The organism is Flavobacterium sp. UMI-01 (assembly GCF_019656315.1).
Taxonomy (GTDB): domain Bacteria; phylum Bacteroidota; class Bacteroidia; order Flavobacteriales; family Flavobacteriaceae; genus Flavobacterium.
Map to the genome: position 1 here is coordinate 577,282 of NZ_BPLU01000038.1, position 21,312 is coordinate 598,593.

Here is a 21,312-nt window from a genome sequence, read left to right on the forward strand (position 1 = left end):
CGTTTATTTTTATTTTGGTTGGTTTGCCATTTCTAGTTGTAGTTCCCCCCCTTTTAGAAGGTCACTTTGTCTTATCGTATAATTTTTTACAGGTTGTTTATTCCATTGCACATCCCTTACATACACATTAGCATCGCTATTGTTTTTGGTTTTGATAGTCAATTTTTTTTCACCAAAAGTAACCGAATTTAACTTTATTACAATTTCGTCAAAAATCGGACTTCCTATTTGGTATTCTGGATTGGCTTCAGTTCCTCCATTCATTTGAAAAAGTCCTATTTTCATAAGTACAGACAAACTCCCCATTAAACCTTGGTCTTCGTCGCCATTATATCCTTTGCCAGGAGAAAAACCACTAAAAGCCTTATCAACTACTTTTCGAGACCAATATTGTGTCAAATCGTGTCTCCCCAATTGATTGAATACAAAAGCTGTTTGAATGGAAGGTTGGTTTCCGTAATTGATTGGAATACTTCTATATTCTGGATGCAACTCTTGTGCATGCGAATTACCCGCTGTAAAGCCTAATTTTTCCGCTTCAACAAATTGCTTGTTTAATTTTTCAATTGCATTTTTCTCACCTCCCATTAAACTCGCCAAACCTTTGATATCGTGTGGTACAAACCAAGTAGATTGTGCTGCATTAGACTCTATAAAACCATTTTCTACTTGGTAAGGATCAAAATCTATTTTCCAAACACCTGCTACATCTTTTGGACGCATCCATCCCACTTGAGAATCAAACACATTTTTGTAATTCTTGGATCGATTCATAAAGTAATTATAATCATCAGTATGGTTTAACTTTTTGGCAAGCTGAGCCAATGTCCAGTCTTGATAAGCATACTCCATAGTAAGGCTCGCTCCGTCTTGATGACCGCCAAATTTTCCTTCAGGAATTGGATAAGGCACATAACCATTATTTATATAATATTTTAATCCACCACCTAAATTCGTTTTATGCTCATAACCCGCTTTTTCCATAATTCCGCCTAGCATGTGATTCTTTTTTAGTGCCTTGTAAATCCCTTCTAAATCCTCTGTCACAATCCCTTTTTGAATAGCAGTGACTATAAAAGGTGTGGTAGAAGCCCCTGTCATCACATAAGTGTAATTTCCACCCGAAGGCCCACGAGGAATCAATCCACCATCCTTGTAATATTGCATTAAGGAGTTCACAAAATCTTTCATGATTTCAGGATAAACTAGCCCCCACAAAGTGTTTAGTGTCCATTGAGCACCCCAAAAAGAATCAGAGTTAAAATGATTGAATTTTGGTTTTCCGTTATTATCCAAAGGTATTTGACCAATTCTAAACGTTGCGCCCGTATTATCAGGATAAGCACCATTAGCATCATTAATAATTCGGCGTCCTTGTAATGCATGCCACAAATCAGTATAAAAGCGTCTTTGCACTTGTTCGCTACCGCCTTTAACAGCGATTCGACTCAGCAAACCATTCCATTCTTTTTTAGACTGTTGCACAATGGCATCAAAATCCCAACCTGGTAATTCTTGATTTAAATTATAGGTTGCGTTGTCGATGGAGGTATAGGAAATGGCTATTTTCATCAAAACCTTGGCTCCTGTTTCCTTAACATAGACCAAATAATTACCCGTTTCTTTGTCTTTATCAATTGAGGAAATTTCAGTATTCAACAGTGCTTTAAAATAAACTGTTACTGGTTTTGGCCTTCTGAAAGTAGGTTCCATCACTACCTTACCAGTTAGTTCTTTGGCATTTATTTTATCCAAAACGCCCCCAAAATTTTTACAAGGCCCCAATAATGTATTCAAATTAAACAGAATCGCCGCTTTCTTATTTTTAGGAAAGGTATAACTGTGAAACCCTACACGTTTAGTACTCGTAAGTGCAACTTTGATTTGGTATCTATCTAAGTTTACCAAATGATATCCAGGACTCACTTCTTCGGTTTGGTGACTGAATTTAGAATAAAAATCACGATATAATTTGGGTGCTTCCTTTTCGGCAACCGTTACAGGCATAACAGAGACCCCTGACATTTGCCAAGCATGAATATGGCTAAACCCTTTGATGGTATCCGTTTTATACCGATATCCACTACCCCAAGCACCGTTGATTCCAGTATCAGGACTTAGATTAACCATTCCAAAAGGGCGGCTAGCTGAAGAAAAGAAAAACCATCTCGAATTTTCTGTATCCAATTGCGGATAGACTTTGGCGGCATAATCCACTTGCTTTTCAACTTGTGCTTGCGGTAATTTTTCACCTTTGCACGATAGTAGTATCGCTGCTATACCGGCATATAAGATACTAATTTTGCTTCTACGAATATACTGTAGTCTCATTCTCATTATTTAAGAGTCAAATTATTCAAATTATTTTCGATGGTTTCTAACATATCCATCGTAGGAAAACCATTGTTTTGTCTTCTATTTTTTATGGCATACCAGCCCTCCCATTTGGGGTCTAAATCACCTTTTGTTCTTCTATCCACCATTTTTTCCAAGAGCCTTTTCGCTTCTGGCAATTTCATTTTGGCCTCTTCTAAAAAAGTCGCCTTTTTAGTCTCTTCATATTCTTTTTTTAATTGGGCCATTTTTTGGAGTGCCGTTTCAAAAGCAATCAAATCCGAAAACAACTGCACGGGTAAAAGAATATAAGCATGATAAAAAGTACTGGAGTCAAATTCCCTTCCTTTCTCTGCTTCAACTAAAGATTTTTGCAAGTATTCAGCACAACGAGCCGTCGATACATAATTGACTTCGACTCTTTTATAATCATAAGGTATCGAAGGTTTTCCTGGTCGGGTAAGTGGTGCGTTGGACAAATAAGCGATTACTTCCCGCAATCCGCCTAAATGTTCCACATATCCTTTCCTGCCTATTTGTGCCTCATGTAATAATTTCATTGAAGCAACGGCATGCGCAGCGGCTTTTTTGGTAAAATAACGTTCAGTCCAAGATTTATAAAATTGTTCGCCATTAAAAGTTTCAGGATTGTTACAAACCGCACTGTAGGCTTCTAAATTAAATAAAAAGGGTTTGAAATTTTGTCCGTTGACTAAACAATACTTATCAGCACCGTATTTATGGAACATCTCTTTCATTACGGTTTCTACCACTTGGGGATAAGGGTCATGTACCGTATGATTCAACCAATAACCCGCATGCATATAGGTCCCAAATTGATAATTATCGGTAGTATTAGGGAAATAATCAAACTCACCAAAACCATGATCAGACCACAATACCGTCCAATCTCTAGGAGGACGAAAACCTTCATTCCACATTTCCATCCCATCAGAATAACAAACTAATACTTTTTGAGAACCGGGTTTGTATTCATCCACTAATTTTCCGAAGGCTGCATATACTTCATTAAAAACATCAATTTTGCTTTCGCCACAACTACTTTCGTATTTCCAATCCCATACTTGATGGCGCGGACGCAAAATGAAAATATCCGTTTTTGCCAAAGGTGTTTTTTCAAAATAGTAGCGCCACGCTTGTATCCAGTCTTCTTTGTATTTTTTCCAGCAATCTGCTTTTTCGGCAGCCATTGGATGAATTTGATAGCCTAAAGCAAAATCGATAGCTACTTTCATTCCTTTTTCATGAGCATAATCAATCATTTTGTCCACATAGGCCACATCAACCTGATAGTCTGGCTTTAAAGCTTTGTATTCAGGACGTATAAAAAATTCCGGTCTTCCTAACATGTCAAACAATTGGATGGAATTGTATCGCAGACGTACTAAAGCATCAATCATTTCCGTATAAGATTCCCAATCGTATTCTAATAATTTGCCACGGTAATTAGCCAATTCATCCACATCATTTTCAAAATAAGTTAGTACAGGAACTTTGGGTGGTGCTATCGTTTTTGGGCTAAAAGCAAACAGCTCTTTTGTTGTTTTTTTGTTTGGCATTTTACCCGTCCAATACTCTAATGGATCGACACCTAAAACTTCTTTGGCATAATCATACACTACATATTGAAATCCTTGTACATCAGACCCTCCTAAAAGAATCGCTTTTTCGCCATTTTTAAGAGCATTTTGATTCCAAATTCCTCCTCTAGCTCCTGGAATTTGAGATGATAAAGGAAGCTTATTTTTGAGTGTCAAGTGCTTTAATAGACTATTGGTGTTTGGAGTTCCTAAAACAAAATAACAACCGTTTTTTGGCAACTTATCTTTCTCTGAAATGATATAAACTTTACCATCAACCACTTTTTCTAAATCATTTTTCAAATCATTTACAGTGCTTAACTCCACATTTGTTGCAGCACTACCTACAATTAAAAAATAATCAGTTGTATTGTTTGAATATAAAGGAGATATAAAAACAGTCAAAAGTAAGCAATATAAAAAACAATATTTCTTGTTTAAAAACGTATTCATCATATAGTTATTTAAATAAAAGGACATTTGGGATTTTAAAAAATCACTACTACAGATAAGCGGTTCATCAGTGAGGAATACCCTCAGAAAGGGTTTTCTAATTTGAGGATTTTAAAAATATAGGCAGGCATTCTATAGCCTGCCTATACTCAAACTAACTAACAAACAAACTGAAAAACTAATTCATCTAATAATCATTTTATATTAATCATAGAACGGATTTTGTTCCATTGTTTTAGGAGAAATGGTTATTTCATCAGTCGGAATTGGACGCAACAAATGTTGTTTAGGGTCAAAAGCACCATGATCAATAACATGTGGGTTATACAATTTTATTCTTTCTTCTAATTTACCTGTACGTTTTAACACTGCCCATCTATTTTCTTCACCAGCAAGCTCCAAAGCACGTTCCACTAAAATGTTATCAATTGTGGCAACTGTATAATGATTGGCTACGCCTGTCGCACGCTCTCTAACCCTGTTCAAATGGAATAAAGCTTGTGCTGTATTTCCTGCGCCTAAATGAGCTTCTGCAGCCAATAAATGGGATTCTGCAACTCTGAATACAAAAGTATCACGGCTACCTTCTGCTTCATAATTAATAAATTTGTCCCAGAATTTTTTGAAAATTGGAAAATGAACAAAAGGATCAGGATGTGTTGAATACAAATATTTAGCTCCTGAAACATCCGCTGGTTTAACATAACCATATTGATTCGGTTGGTACACCCAGTAACGGTTCAAACGTTTTGCCAATTCAGTTGAATTTAAAGCAACCTTTGGGTAATACACAATTGTATCTCCTACTTTAATAGTTCCTGATACTTTGTTAGCGATAATAGCACGGAAGAAAGTAGCATCATCTCTGGTATCGTTTGCAGCAAATAAACTATAAAAATATTGCGTAGGCATCCCTCCTGTAGGTGTTCCTCCATATTGATTTACCCTATCCATTCCTGGATAGTTAAAAATAGGATATTGAAAAAGAGAATGTTTTGTATTTCCTTTTTCTGCTAATACGCCCACATTTCCCCATTGGATAGCAAATAATACTTCGGCATTCACTTGATTATCAAAATCAAATACCTTAGCATAAGTTTGTGTTCTAATATCATAATTTCCAATAGCTGACTCTGCCAATGCTGCTGCTGTTGCAAAATCAGTAGGTGCTTTATAGGATTTATAAGCTCTGGTAAGATATACTTGTGACAATAAATGTTGAGCGGCTCTTTTTGAGAAACGACCTGTTGTTGGGGCATTTTGCAAATTAGGAATAGCAGCTTCTAACTCCGCAATAATAAAAGCGTAAGTTTCCTGTTCAGTAGCACGTTTATAATTCGTTCTAATCGTCAAGGGTTCCTCTGTATCTAGTACCACCCCGCCATATTGTTGAGCCAAATTAAAAAAGGCTAAAGCTCTTAAGGCTCTTGCTTGTGCAATTCCATAGGCCTTCTCCGGTAATTTCCCAGTACTCCATACTATTTGATTTTCAAATCGATTAATAGCAGTATTCGCTTTTGCGACAACATTATAATTACTACTCCAATACCCATTGGTCCTAGGTGCCAAAAAGTTGAAATAATCATTCTCAGCATTGGTGTCTGATACTTCTGTTTTAACTGTAAAAATATCAGTCCCTAAAAATTGATACGAATAATTTTTGTACACATTTCGTAGTTTTGAATAAATCCCTACAATAAGCTGATCCGCATTATTTTCGTTAATAAAATTCTCACTGGTTACAGAGGAGTAAATTTCTTCTTCAACATAGTCATTACAAGCACTAAAAGTTATTGTAATAGCCAGTGCTACCGTTATACTTTTTATATTTTTTAATAGTTCCATTTTTAATATAATTTAAAAAATTAATAAGTTAGTTTAAGACCAAACAATACAATTCGCGTCATATAACTCATGTTATAGGAATCTTGAAGTCCTGTTTCTGGGTCTGGCCCCTTATAATCAGTAAAAGTGAAAGGGTTTTGAACGTCCACAGATAGTCTTAAATTGGTCATATTTAATCTGTCTAACATCTTTTTAGAGAAATTATATCCTAAACCTATATTTCCGATTCTTACAAAATCAAAGCTGGTATAATATCTTTCACCTGTGGAAGCATAGGATACAGAAGGGTATTTAGCTCCTGGATTGTTTGGTGTCCAATAGTCCAATTTTACTTTATTAAATTTAGCTTGGTCATTTTGCCAAGGTGCATAGCTGTTGTAAAACTCTGAATGTCCAAAAGAACCTTGTCTGGTGTAAGCTTGAACCGAAAAATCGACATTTTTATAGGTGAAGGTATTTAACATTCCTCCAAGCCATTTTGGTGAAACCTGACCAAGAACTCTATAATCTTCTTGATTTAATTTACCATCATCATTCAAATCTCTGTATTTCCATTGCCCTGGAAAATAACCATAGCTCATTGCTTTAGTCGCTTCATCCAATTGCCAAATTCCTTCGGTTTCAAAGAAATAAATTGCATCTACAGGTGAACCTACTTTCAAAACACCATGCGTTCCAAACAATTCTAAATCTCTATCTCCATCTATTTTTAAGATTTCGTTTTTATTTCTTGAGTAATTTAAACTAGTAGTCCATTTAAAGTTCTCTGTTTGAACATTTGTAGTATTTAGTGTAAGCTCAATTCCTTTGTTTCTAACCGATCCAAAATTACCAACAGCTGTACCATATCCTGTAATCGCTGATAATGTTCTGTCTAGAATTGAGCCTACTGTTGTTTTATTGTATAATTCTAAGTTAAGACGAACTCTGTTTTTCAAAACAGCTAAATCAATTCCGAAATTGTACTCTTTAGAACGCTCCCAAGTTAGTTCTTGATTAGATAATCCACCTATAACTTGTCCATTAGTAACGGTATTTCCATATAAATAATTAGATTGTTCTAAAAATGCAAAAGACTTATATGGAGTAATAACTTTATCATTTCCTGACTCTCCATAACTCACACGCAATTTCAAGTTATTGATAAAACTCACGTTCTTCATGAAATCCTCATCAGTAACTTTCCACGCCAATGCTGCAGATGGAAAAAATGCCCATTTATGATTCACAGCTAATTTTGAAGAGGCGTCGTATCTTCCTGTAAACGTTAATAGGTATTTATCAAACAAACTATAGTTTACCCTAGCTGCAAAAGATGATAAAGTTTCTTTAGTGAAAAAGGTAGAATTCGTTCTTTTATCAAGACCCGCCTGAGTATTGTAAAACAAATAGGCATCAGTATCGAAACCTCTATTTTCTATCTTACTTCCTTCCATTTGATTGTAATAAACAGATGAAATTAAGGTAGTTTTTAAGTTATGCCCTTGTGCTACATCAAAATTAAAATCAACAATATTATCCCAAGTATAAGCCGTATTAAAGTAGGTGTCATAATAGGCTCTAGTACCTGCAGGTGAGTTTACGGCAGATTTAGTTAAAAGTCCAAAATATTGTCCTTGTCTTTGGTTTTTAATACTTGGTGCAAATTGTGTTTTAAAATTCACCCATTTTGTTGGTTTGTATTCTAAAAACACATTAGCAATAACATTAAATGTTCTTGTATTATTTCTCCAAGATCCTTGTGATTCATAATATGGATTCAAAAAACGTTGGTCTTGATCATCTGGAAATAAAATGATATCCCCGTTAGCATCTCTTTCGCTTAGTGTTGGAGCCAAACGAAGAGTACTTCTAAATAATTCATTACTTCCTGTTTCTCTTTCAGAAAATGCCAAATAAGACTTTAACCCAACAGTAAATTTATCAGATACTTTTTTAGTTACTGCAAGGTTAAAATTATAACGCTCAAAATCTTCAATCCCTACTACACCTTCGTCGCTTAAATACCCAATAGATGCATTATAGGTAGTTCCGTTACCTCCGCCAGACATTCCTAAGTTATGGCTAGTTTGAAAACCTGTATGCTGGTAATCGTTTACCCAATCTTTATAAATACCATTGGCAACATTATTTGCTTCTTGATTTGTAGTTCTAATTTCAAGAGACATATCAATTGGAAAATTGTTATAATCCGCTACAGTTGGAGCAATTCCTTGGGTAGGGTTAAAAAGAGTTCTCCACCCTCTGGCTCTAAGTACATCACCAACAAATTTCACATATTCAGGTCCACTGAACATGTCTGGCGCATTGGTTACTGATCTAATCCCTGAAGTGGCTTGATAACTAAATTGTGTTTTTCCTTCACCTCCGCTTTTGGTTGAAATGATAACCACCCCATTAGCACCACGAGCACCATAAATAGCGGTAGCCGAAGCATCTTTCAAAATATCCATTTGTTGAATATCGGCAGGATTTAAGGAATTAATATCATCAAAAAATACTCCATCCACCACAAATAACGGTTGCGAAAGATCGGCTGCTAAATTATCACTTACTCCGTTTTGGCCTTTGTCCGTGTTTTTAATAACCGTATTTCCTCTGATGTCAATTGACATAGGAGCACCTGGTTTATTGCTTATAGCTCTAACATCTACCCCAGAAATTCGACCTTGTAACGCTTGCCCAATATCAGTTTTACTTTGCTCTGTTAGATTCTTAGCACTCATAGAGGCAACGGCTCCTGTTAAATCTGATCTTTTTACAGAACCGTATCCAATAACAGCCACTTCCTCTAAACCTGTAGCATCTGACGTAAGTACTATTTTATACTTTTTGGATCCATTGAGCGCTACTTCTTTATTGGCAAACCCTATAAAAGAAATCACTAAGGTTCCCTTGGCATTATCTGCATTTAAGGTAAAATTACCATCAAAATCAGTTACAACTCCATTTTTAGTTCCTTTGATGACAACATTGGCACCTGGTAAAGGCAACCCTTGCTCATCCAAAACTACACCGGTCACTTGTTTATTTTGTGCCCAAGTGTGCATCGAAAAGCCTATTAAATAGACCATTAATAATAGCTTAAGTTTTCTCATTGTAATTTGTTTAGTTAATAATTAATGTTGGTTAATAATGGTTAATGTGGTTATAAACATTTGTTAAAATTAAATTAACAAATCGTTTTCCTAATGGACATATTATCCAAAAACATGGAAATTCAAATCATTTTTGCTCCCCATTCCTTTCGTTCCACATAGTTGAACAAATTATCCTTATTACTAACTATTTTGTCCGTACCCCACTGCTTTTTAGTATTTTAGCAATAGAAATCCCTACAACAAAACACTACTAGACTGATTTTTAGAATAACAAAATCATCCCTATCAGACTTCTTTTGAGTTGCATAGGAATTTATCATTCGAAAAGGCTACTGAGAGCATTCCCAAAAAAGCAAGGGGGTAAAAACAAAAAAGTTTTATGAAACGAATTCCATAAAACTTTTTATCCTGTGTATTAAGAATAGTTACTTAATTTCTATGTTGAAAAATATCCTATAACATTCTAACCTTACCAATCATTTTTTCTATCTTATTAAAATTACTGTTACTTTACTTTTAACTTAAAAGAAAGTAAACAAACGGTGGTCTCTCTAAAAATGGACTCTACTAACACAATGATTATATGGATTTGTTAGTTGTATTACTTAGAACCGATGTCCTATTTTTTGTATTTAATGAGCACTGGTAATTTCAAGAGTGTTTATCCCTGATTTCAAAACCACTACTCCCGATTGGGTTGAATTTTTTTTCCCATTTAAAAGTACTACGTCATCCGGTTCTACCTTAAATTCTGCTGCCATTGCAGGAGGTAATTCGATGCTGTATTTTTTTAGTTTATCATTCACCTGAACATAAGTCGCTTTTATACCTCCCTTAATAGTAGGTACTTCAATAGTACTTTTGGTTAGCGGTTCTAATTGTGGATGAATCGATGCCACAGCAAACCCTGGTGTTTTAGGTTGTATTCCCCACATATACCTCGTAACAATATTAAGTGGAGCGGTTCCCCATGCATGATTCCAATCTGAATTGGGTTTGTATTTCATATCCCACGCTTCCATAGTCATCGTAGCGCCAACCTTTATCATGTTCCACCAATTGCGGTCACCATTTGTTTCGGTTATCAAGTCAAAAGCATACTTGGCTTCATTATTTTTATACAAACCTTCTAATAAATACTGAGCGCCATACACACTGCAGGCCATTCCTCTTGATTTTACAAATTCGGTTACAGTTTTAATGTGCTCTTTGGGAACCAAATCAAAAGCTAATGGCAACATATTGCCGTGTAGAGAGGCATGAGTGGAATTTTCTCCATCTACATAATACCCCTTTTCAGCATCAAACAATTTGGAATTAAGGGTGGTTTTGACTTTAGCGGCTTTGTTTTTAAACAGGTTAGCCTCTTTTTTGTTGCCAATTGCTGTCGCAATTTCAGCCATTAACTTCAGATTGTAATAGTAAAAAGAATTTACCACTGTGTTGACTGCAACAATTTCATATCCATCACGCTCTCCCTCTGGTCTTGCTATTTTCCAGCCTGTATCTTTTTGTGCGCCTGGCCAGTCTATGATGTCTTTTATTTTGGTCGTTGTTTTTTTAAAACCCAATTTTAAAATTAAATCTTCAGTTAGTGCAGGCGATTGCGAACTGATTAAACCATCAGGACGCTCTAAATTCATTAATGTTTTTACCTTCAAATTTTCGTAATATTTTTTTAAAGGAGCTACATCACCTGTGTAGAGGTAATCCATATAAAACAATAAAACCGTATGCAACAACCATTCAGTAGGCCAAGTAGGATTGTTTATGAAATAAGCATTGGTTCTTCTTGCCATTGTATAATCATTATCGACACAATAATGACTCAACTGATTGATATAAGCATCCGCTTCATAAGGAATACGTTCCCGGTCCCCATCAATATAATAGCCTGAAAAACTGGTTGCTTTGATAGTGTGTTTGCACATATCCCAGATAGCATCCAGCACTGTAACTGACGAAGAAAAAGAACTGGCTTGGTCATTAAAAGAATAATGAATGGCTTTTTGAACAATTTGAAGATCTTGAATAGGGATTTTTAAATTTTCGATTTCTAAATACCGAAACGGCATAATCACCCCTATTTCTTTTGGAAGCGCTATCGCTGCTGGCCCGGTATTTCTCTTATCCGCAGGAAACTGTAGCGCAATGGGAGTATTAGCAAACAAATGAGGCAATACCACTTTTTGATAACGTATGGTACCATTTGGTTTTCTATCAATTTGATTGGAATTTTCTAATTTTTCGCCTAAATGGCATATAATAGAATCATGCTGTTCTTTTGTAGCAATCATTTCAACAGTCCCGAAAAACGCTTTCCCAAAATCAATCAAATAATGGTCTTTATTTATTTGAATGACTTTTTGCGGTGGAAATAAGGACGTTTTTAATTCAAAATTAGTAACTCCGTTTTGTGCCAAGGATACCGTCACCCAAAGCAATAAAAAAAGGCATTTTTTCATCTTATTTGCTGTTTTACTACAAATGAAAAAGCCTCAAAAATAAATCCTCTTCCTTCTTGTTTTGAAATAGTGATGATTTACTTTTCAGACTTTTGTAATCTATCTCTTTCTAATAAAAATTTGGACTCTTTACAATCGTATTTTGATACATAGCATCTAATGCCATTTGAATACAAATCGCGGTATTGGCCCCTGTAATTACATCCGATATAGGTTTTTTATTCAAAACGATACTTTCCCTAAAATCAACCAAAGCTTGTTCACTGGGCTCTTTGTGTTCCATTTGGATTGGAATACCCAAACCTTTTTCCCAAGTAACACTAGCACCCGAAACTCCATCTACGATTCCAAATTGCTTTTTATCATTCCCCTCTGGGTAAAACCAAGCATGTGTATAATCCAAAATAATAGTTCCTTTGTCCCCCATTACTTTGATTTGGTATCCGTCTTTGGCATTAGTAGTCAAGCAGGTAAATTTAGCCTTAACTCCACTTGGATAATTATAAATCAAATGGATGTTATCATAGGTTTCGCGTCCGTCTTTCCAGTAATCTACACCACCGGTACCCATGACTTGATTGGGTGTTTCTCCTAAAACCCAATTGGCAAAATCAATTTGGTGCGAACACAATTCAGCCACTAATCCGCCTGAAAATTCGCGGTACATGCGCCAATTAATTTGCTTTTCTAATTCGGGACTAGGCACTGGACGACGCCAATTTCCGTGACGGTTCCATTGGCATTCAAATGCGGTAACAGTACCTATTTTTCCACTCTTTATCAATTCTACCACATGCGTATAAAGGCGCGAACTATGGTATTGATGTCCCGTTTGAAAAATAGTTTTTGATTGGTTTACTTTAGTCACCAGTTGTTGAATTCCATCAAACCCTTTGGCCATTGTTTTTTCACAATACACATGTTTGCCCGCATCTAGTGCATCAATAGCTATTTGCGAATGCATACTAAAAGGAGTAGCAACCAATATGGCATCAATATCTTTATTATCCAACAATTTACGATAATCCGTATAAGCTTTGGCCTTGCTCTTAGCAGCTTTCAAACCATTTTCAAGTCTAAAAGGCAATACATCACAGCAGGCACCTACATTAAACTTTGGGATTTTGTTGATATTGGAAATCATTCCAGTTCCTCTATCACCAGTACCAATAATTCCTATATTGACCGTATCGTTGGCCATATTAAAATTGATACCATTGCCAAAAGCCACTGCAGAAGTAGTTAACGCTGCAGTGGCCATGGAACTCTTTATAATAAACTCTCTTCTTTTCATGAAATTAATTTAGGCTTTGAAAGGGCAATTTACGGAAATTATACGGGTTTAATCTCCCATCCAGGCTCATACGTTCTTGACCATAATTTCATTGCTTCTCTATTAAAAATACGCCCTGTAGTTTCATCCACTTCAAAAGAGGCATCAATACGAGAGGCAATATTGGCATAATGGGTAAGCATTTGACTTATAGCACCTTCATCGATAGGTGATGCGAGTACCGCTTTTCCACGAATAGCGTCAAAGAAATTGATTGTATGGGCCGCCGAAAGTTGACCTCCACCACCAAGAGCATTCCCATCTTCAATTCCTGGAACCAAATTTTCTTTGATAACTTCGCCTTTAAGATTAAATAATTTATACCCATCTCTACCAATCATTGTAGCCCCTTTGGAACCATAAATAAGGGTTCCTCTGCCCATACCGTACTTGTCATAACCATTTCTACTTTGTCCGTCCCACTGAATGATTCTATTGCCAGCAAAACGAAAAGTTGCTTCCATGGTGTCATACATTTCCCAACCATCCTCTTTAAATTGGAATTTTCCAGCATTAACGCTAACATGTTCGGGATATTTAACATCTAGCGCCCAACGTGCAATGTCTAATTCGTGAGTGGCATTATTCCCCATTTCGGCAGTACCATAATCCCAACCGTACCAATGCCAGTTGTAATCCCAAGTATTATCCGTGTACGCTCTTCTTGGTGCTGGCCCTTGAAACAAATCCCAATCCAAGCCTTCTGGTGGAGCTGTCTTTTTTTGAAGTGGTACTTCACCACGTTTGCTTGTATAAAATGCAATAGCTTTATATACATCGCCAATCACACCTTCGTGAATGGCTTTTATTATTTCTTGTGATTGCAGGGAGGAACGTTGTTGGTTCCCCATTTGCACCACTTTGTTGTATTTTTTTTGATAAGCAACCAGTAATTCTCCTTCTTGTGGATTATGGCTGCATGGTTTTTCAAGAAACACATGTTTACCCGCTTGCATGGCCATACAAGCACCTGGAGCGTGCCAGTGATCGGGAGTTGCCATAAAAACAGCATCTACATTTTTATCATTCAATACCTTGCGGATATCGTTCTCTAACTTTGGTTTAGTACTTAATTTATTGGCATATTTAGCAGCAGCTTTATCACGCTGACTTTTCATGACATCGCATAAATAATGCAACTCTACATTGTTCTTTTTATCTAAAATAGCGGGCATATACGCACCATAACGTCGGCCTAAACCTTGAATGGCGATATGCAATCGGTCATTGGCTCCAATAATTTTTGAATAACTTTGGGCTGACATTGCGTTAGCAGCTGAATTAGCTCCCAAAGTAACTCCAACTGCGCCTATAGCGGCTTTCTTTATAAAATCTCTTCTGTTACTCATAACTATTATTTCGCGTTAGTTGTGTTGTTAATCGGACGAATTTTTACATTTTTAAAAGATACCAAATCTCCATGGTCTTGCAATAAAATTTCGCCTTTGTCTAATTCTCCAAAATTAGGCCACTTAGCATATTTGCTCTCTGAAACTAATTTTCTGTACTCAGGACTTTTTCTTTCATATTCTAACACTTTCACACCGTTCAACCAATGCTCCACATGGTTGTTTTTAGAAATAATATAAGCGGTATTCCATTCGCCAATAGGATTGATAGGTTTGTTTGCATCGGCTTTAATTAAATCATAAAGAGAGGCTACAGTTCGGCTTCCTTCATGGTTTCCTAATTTAGCATCAGGATGCAGAGCATCATCTAAAATTTGATACTCCAAACCTATTGAAGAGCCTTCTCCTTTATTTAGATTCGTATCTACATAATATTTTATACCGCTATTGCCACCTGGGGTCAATTTAAAATCAACTGACAATTCGAAATCGCCATATTGGTTTGTCGTAACAATATCGCCTCCTGCATTAGCTTCAGCACCACCAGAAGACAAAACGCTTAACACTCCGTTTTCAATTTTCCATCCTTTTTTAGGGAAGTCATCTAATTTAGCACCACGCCATCCTTTAGTCGTTTTACCATCCCATAACAATTGCCAGCCATTTTTAGCTTCATCAATGGTGAGTTGGTTCTTAGTATTCACAGGTTTAACAGTTGTTTTTTGAGCGTATTTAGCAACATTATCGGTAATTATCTTGATGTTTTTCCAGATAATTTCGGTTCCTGCTTTGTTGTTTTCTTTGATACTATGTACTTGTAAACAAATAAATCCTGTAGCGGTTTTATCATCAATCAAGTGAGATGCAGGCACACCATTTACCCATGTTTTAATAGTATCGCCAATGGCTTCGATACGGTAGTGGTTCCAAGCATTTTGTTTGAACGCTTTTTGGGCGGCTGGATTATTATCCAAAATACTCAACCAACCTCTTCTTGCTTCGTCATAAATACCACCACTCCAAGCACGCTCAGAAGGATCAATTTCTACTTGATATCCATGTACTCTACCATCTTTATAGTGAGGAAAACTATTGCTGCGAATTTGGATTCCTGAATTCATCGATGGATCCACTTTAAAATCCAATTCTAGAATAAAATCACCATATTTTTTATCGGTTGTCAAAAATGAATTTGAGGTATTGTGCACCGTACTCCCTACAATAGCTCCTTCTCTTACTGTATATTTTGCTTCCCCTCCTTTTTGATGCCATCCTTTTAACGTTTTGCCATCAAATAAGTTCACCCATGGTGTTTTGCTTTTTTGAGCTGTAGCACAATTGACCATGCCAATTGCTATTAAAAGTGTCACTCCTTTTAACATTGTGGTCTTTTTAATCATAAAGTTTAATGTTTTAGTTATAATTTATAAAATTAGTATTTCTACTAGGGTTAGCTATGGATTAATTATTCAAAATCATGGAGAGAAAGCACATATTGGGAGCATAAAAGGTCACTAAACCTTTCCCTGTACTATTTGACACACCTTTTCATCCTAATGATTCAATTTTTGATTGTCCAAGATAGAACTTTTTTCATTGATTTATTCGAAGTTAACTAGTCCATTTTAAACTAGATATCATATTAAATATCGCAAGAACAAACATAAAACGAATTTTCTCCGATTTTTAAATTGAATCCAAAACCTAAAATCGAGAATACTTTGAATGATTAAAAAAGAACCTACTATGAATAACAATCGAGTAAACGTATTCTAAAAAAATGCCTGAGAAATAACTAAACCAAGTCCCTCGTTGTCAAAACTAAAAAAATCACAAGTGAAACGATTTTTTTGGTCTATCAGCAAGTGTATCATTTGATGTTGCTCCTTTATTTCTCAGGCATCCTGAAATGCAAAATAATTATTTTATTTGCTAGGTTGATTCCATAATCTATAAGGATCATCATGTAATTTCATTTGCTCTAAAAGCAAAGCCTCCATTTCGGCTAATTTGGCAGCGTATTTTGGATTTTCGGCTAAATCGGTTTCCATTTCCCCTTTTTTCTTGTGCTGAGGCAAAAATTCATTGGGATTTTTAGCCAGATTAAATAGTTGTGTTTCTCTCACTTTACCATCCATTACATCGTATTTAATCAACTTCCAGTCGCCTTTTTTTACAGCACGCATACCTGGTTTAGTACCACCAGCATAAACACCGTATAAAACATCGCGAACTACTTCTTGTTTTCCTTTAAGTACTGGAACCAAACTTTTTCCTTCGACCGTTTTAGGAATTTCTATTCCAGCCAAATCACATACCGTAGGCAATACATCCAATAAGTACGCATTTCCTTTTACACGTTTCCCCGCTGGAATCCCAGGTCCTTTAACAATAAAAGGCACTCTCCAAGTGTGCTCATATAAATTTTGTTTCCCTTGAAATCCATGTCTTCCAATTGCAATTCCATGGTCAGCAGTATAAATGATATAGGTATTCTCTAGCTCTCCCATTGCTTCCAACTTCTTAAGAACCTTACCCAGCTGAATGTCAATATTTTCCGAACAAGCATATTCCCTCCCCAGTTCATTTCGGATGGTACGTTCGTCGCGATTTTCCCATACTCCACTCACATTTACCTCATCCCTAAGGTCTGGATGTCCATGGAAAAAAGGTTGCGCCGCAAGGTAGTTATCTTGAAGAAGTGGCTGTTTTGCATTTGCTACTGGAAGACTATTTTTATCAATGTGATTGGTTGCTCCATATTTTGCTAATAACTCAGGTGTGCCATCACGAGTATCGTGCGGATGTGAGAAACCAAAATAAATAAAAAACGGATCTTTTTCTTTGGTTTGTTCTCTTTCGCCCAAGTAGTCTAATACTTGTTTCGCATGCCAAGCACTACCACTTTCTTCTGTCCCACCACGTTTTGTGGCATCTTTCACTACAGTAAATTGTTCATTTGCAGCACCATAAGAATTTCCTTTTTTACATGTTCTCATGGTTTTGTAACCAGCTCTATTAAAAACAGCACCAATGGTTTGTGTTTCAAGATTTTCTACCACATTTTGTGCATCGTTTTTATGACCTGCACTTGCAGGCAAATGCCATAAAGTACGTCCAGACATAATCATGTGTCTTGATGGTGTACAAACTGCTCCAGTTGCAGCCCCCATGTGATGTGCCGCATCAAAAACAACTCCTTCTTTTGCTAATTTTGTAATAGAAGGTGTTTCTAAAATGGACTTGGCATCATACACCTGCAAATCAAAAGGAGACTGGTCATCAACCAATACGAATAAAAAATTAGGACGCTTTTTTGATTGTGTTTTTGTTGTTTGGGACATTCCTTTGGCATACAAAAAAAGAATGCAGATTAATAGGACTTGTTTTAAAATAGTTTTCATGGTGTGTTAATAGGGTTATTTACTTTTATTATTTTAAGGTCATCCAAGTCAATTGTTTCCAATTGTCCTTAACAAATGGTTGTGGTTTTCCCTTTGTAGAACGTCCATTTTTGACAATGGCAGTTATTTTCTCTGTTAACCTCTTCACAACCTCAGGATGTTCAAAATAAAGGTTCTTGGTTTCCCCCGGATCTTTGTCCAAATCATACAATTCAAACGGAGCCTCTCCTGCTTTAGGTTCAATCATAACAGGTGCTAACGACCCTCCAGAACCTCGTAACATATTCAGTTTCCATTTTCCTTCTCGAATGGCAAAATGCCCTGTAAACGAATGATTGATTACATATTTATCAGCGATTTTCGTGTTTTTCGGACTTTTCATCAGTGGCAATAAGCTGTAGCTGTCTTCGGCGGCGTTATCAGGAAGTTTGGCTCCCACAATTTCAGCGATTGTAGCCAAATAATCAGTTTGACAAACAGGTTCATCCACTTTGCTTCCCGCTTTAATCACTTTTGGCCAACGCATCAAGAAAGGCACTCGGTGACCTCCTTCATAAATATCTCTTTTCCCTCCTTTGAAATTCATACAACTGTAATGTTGGTAGGTCTTTTTTTGATATTCGTAATTAGTTTCGGCTCCATTATCAGAACTAAATAGTACCAACGTATTTTCCTCTAATCCATTTGCTTTCAACGCGTCCAAAACTTGACCTACACGATAATCCGTTTCTTGCATAAAATCGCCATAATTACCACAATTGCTTTTTCCTTGAAAATCAGGATGGGTACAATGAGGCAAATGCGGACTCGTCAACGGCAAGTATAAAAAGAAAGGTTTTCCTTTTTTATAATCCGCAGCCGATTTCCCGATGTATTCGACCGCTTTATTCGTTAGTGTTTCTAGAACCAATTCGTCATTAAACGAAGGAGCCACCTCTACATAACCTTTCTTCTTTTCGGTTTCATACGGAGGTGTCATTCTGTAAGTTCTCGGTGTAACGTCTAATTTCTTTTTGGTAAATAAGGTAGGTGGTTCTAATACACGGTCATTTTCTAAATAAGTCAAAATACCATAATTCATCGACGCTGGAATCCCAAAGAAGTAATCAAATCCTTTTTCGACAGGCCCATCTGTAAATGGTTTTGACCAGTCGCGACCGCCTTTTTCATCACCTACAAATTCCATTTGCAAATGCCATTTTCCTATCATCGCTGTATTGTACCCCTTATCTCTCAATAAAGAGGCTATCGTCATTCGTCCTTTTTCAATCAAACAAGGTCCATCAGCATGCAAAACATCTTTTTTCAAGGAAGTTCTCCAACTGTAACATCCTGTTAACAAACTATATCTTGAAGGCGTACAAACCGCATCACTACTGTGCCCATCGGTAAAAGTCAACCCTTCATGAACCAAACGGTCCATATTAGGTGTTTTGAACTTGGCCTCAGGATTCAATGCGCTTACATCACCATAGCCTTGGTCATCGGTATAAATAATAACAATGTTAGGCTTGTCCGTTTGAGCGAAAGAGGTTAGTCCACATAGGGTTACTAACAAAAAAAGTAGCTTCGTCTTGTTCAATTGTAATTTCATTTTTATCATTCTCTATTATTTCACTTTTTCGATATATACATAATAGGCAGGAAATACTCTGCCGTCTTTGTCAATCAATTGGGCTTCCATATCGTATTTCCCTGCTGGTATTTTTCCTTTAAATACTACCTCGTCTTGTCCTTCTTTAATCTCCATTGATTTTGAAATATTGGCTACATATAAAAAGGCTTCTTTGAAATCCGTTTTGGTACTGGCTGCAGTGGTTCTATCTAGTTCAATAGCTTCTTTTTGTGCTGGAAAAGCCGAATTAATCGCCAAATTGCTTTCTCTGGGAAAACGACGCAAACTTATCGTGTATTCTCCATCTGCCTCAAACTCGATTTTCCATTTCCCTGCTGCCTGAGCTCCTTTTCGAGCTCCATCTTGATGCCAAGCATCGCTATATTTACCAATAATCATGTCATGAGCCGAGATTCGGCTTGGGTTTTCTTTGGGCGAACCTACTTTGATGTAAGCATATTTTTCATTAACCCCTTCGTCAACGAAAGACTTCCACCAATTTTCGTACCCAACTGCCAATCGCTCGGCAACTTCAGGGAAATCTTTAATTACATTATGTTCCTGACCTATATCTTTTTTAATATCATACAATTCTCTGCCATCAACCAAACGCCAATTGGCATCCATAACGGTGTATTGTTTGTACTTGATTAGGTTTTGTTCTCTTTGGGTATCCATATACAAAATGCGGTTTTCCCAAACTGTGTTTTTATCTTGCAAAAGAGGTTTGACACTCTTACCATCCAATGGTTTAATTGGGTTGAAATGTAAACCTAATAAATCAACAAATGTGGGTAACAAATCATAATGTGCTACTAAAGCATCAATGTCTTTACCTCCTGTAAGTTGTCCGTTAGGCCATCGGATATACAAAGGCACTCGGTGACCTCCTTCGTATTGGCTTCCTTTACCACCTTTCATACCCGCATTGAAAACCCCACGACCTGCCGCTGTTCCGTTATCAGTGGTAAAAACAACAATTGTATTGTCAGCGATTCCTAAGGATTTCAGTTTGTCTTCTAATCGTTTAAAATTATCATCAATATTGGTAATCATCCCATAAAAACGCAAGGTACGATCGTTGATGTCTTTGTATTTCTCTCCTTGGTACAAATCCAAATACTTTTTAGGCAAATTGTAAGGCGAATGTGGTGCATTGGTCGAAATATAACAAAAGAACGGTTTGTCCTTATTGGACTCAATAAATCGTAAGGCATTGTCAAAAAAGACATCGGTACAATAGCCTTTGTAAGCTTCCATTTTTCCATTGTGCCAATAGGTATCATCAAAATAATCATTCCCCCAATAATCAGGACCTTGCCCCAAACCACCGCCTCCGTGACGAACTACTTCATGAAACCCACGGTCTTCTGGTCGGTACGGGTAGTTGTCGCCTAAATGCCATTTACCAAACATCGCATTGGTATAACCATTTTGTGCCAATACCTGAGGCAGAATTACCTCATCATTAAACAGAATTGATCTTCCGTTAATTGTATGAAAAACATTCACTCGATTGCTATGCCTTCCCGTCATTAATGAGCCTCGGGTAGGCGCACAAGTTGTCGATACATGATAGTTTGTAAACCGAACCGCATTCGAATAAAATTTATCAATTGTTGGTGTTTTGACATAAGCATTTCCTTCACAAGCCAAATCTCCTTTACCTTGATCATCAGTAATAACGATAATAATATTGGGCTTTTGGGGTGATTTATGAACTTGAGCTATGGAAAATTCGGTACCGGATAAAGAAGTTAGTACAACTAAAAACAATAGGGATGTTATTTTTTTCATTTCATTTTTTTTAGA

Annotated in this window: 11 protein-coding genes; all 11 read right to left on the reverse strand. The window is 36.5% G+C overall.

Annotated features, from left to right (window positions below; all coding sequences use genetic code 11):
• Positions 1-9: 9 nt before the first annotated feature.
• Positions 10-2,331, reverse strand: coding sequence for a GH92 family glycosyl hydrolase (locus K5R64_RS12650; protein WP_220763914.1), 2,322 nt, complete (start codon positions 2,329-2,331; stop codon positions 10-12).
• Between the two features lie 5 nt (positions 2,332-2,336).
• Positions 2,337-4,388 carry an alpha-amylase family protein gene (locus K5R64_RS12655; protein ID WP_220763915.1) on the reverse strand — a complete coding sequence of 684 codons (2,052 nt, stop codon included), beginning with the start codon at positions 4,386-4,388 and terminating at the stop codon, positions 2,337-2,339.
• 204 nt (positions 4,389-4,592) lie between these two features.
• Positions 4,593-6,233: a RagB/SusD family nutrient uptake outer membrane protein gene (locus K5R64_RS12660; RefSeq protein ID WP_220763916.1), complete on the reverse strand. Its 1,641-nt coding sequence runs from the start codon at positions 6,231-6,233 to the stop codon at positions 4,593-4,595.
• 20 nt (positions 6,234-6,253) lie between these two features.
• A complete protein-coding gene (locus tag K5R64_RS12665) occupies positions 6,254-9,331 on the reverse strand; it encodes a TonB-dependent receptor (RefSeq protein ID WP_220763917.1) in 3,078 nt (1,025 codons plus the stop codon).
• A gap of 635 nt (positions 9,332-9,966) precedes the next feature.
• Positions 9,967-11,799, reverse strand: a complete 1,833-nt coding sequence (locus K5R64_RS12670; RefSeq protein WP_220763918.1) for a family 78 glycoside hydrolase catalytic domain — start codon at positions 11,797-11,799, stop codon at positions 9,967-9,969.
• A gap of 109 nt (positions 11,800-11,908) precedes the next feature.
• Positions 11,909-13,093, reverse strand: coding sequence for a Gfo/Idh/MocA family protein (locus K5R64_RS12675; protein WP_220763920.1), 1,185 nt, complete (start codon positions 13,091-13,093; stop codon positions 11,909-11,911).
• A gap of 38 nt (positions 13,094-13,131) precedes the next feature.
• Positions 13,132-14,481, reverse strand: coding sequence for a Gfo/Idh/MocA family protein (locus tag K5R64_RS12680; RefSeq protein WP_220763921.1), 1,350 nt, complete (start codon positions 14,479-14,481; stop codon positions 13,132-13,134).
• A gap of 5 nt (positions 14,482-14,486) precedes the next feature.
• Entirely contained in the window at positions 14,487-15,827 is a 1,341-nt protein-coding gene (locus K5R64_RS12685) for a DUF1080 domain-containing protein (RefSeq protein WP_255580380.1), read from the reverse strand.
• 579 nt (positions 15,828-16,406) lie between these two features.
• Positions 16,407-17,885, reverse strand: coding sequence for a sulfatase-like hydrolase/transferase (locus tag K5R64_RS12690; protein ID WP_220763922.1), 1,479 nt, complete (start codon positions 17,883-17,885; stop codon positions 16,407-16,409).
• A 28-nt stretch (positions 17,886-17,913) separates the two neighbouring features.
• A complete protein-coding gene (locus K5R64_RS12695) occupies positions 17,914-19,479 on the reverse strand; it encodes an arylsulfatase (RefSeq protein WP_220763923.1) in 1,566 nt (521 codons plus the stop codon).
• Between the two features lie 15 nt (positions 19,480-19,494).
• On the reverse strand, positions 19,495-21,297 hold the full coding sequence (locus K5R64_RS12700) for an arylsulfatase (protein WP_220763924.1): 1,803 nt from the start codon (positions 21,295-21,297) through the stop codon (positions 19,495-19,497).
• Between the last annotated feature and the right edge of the window lie 15 nt (positions 21,298-21,312).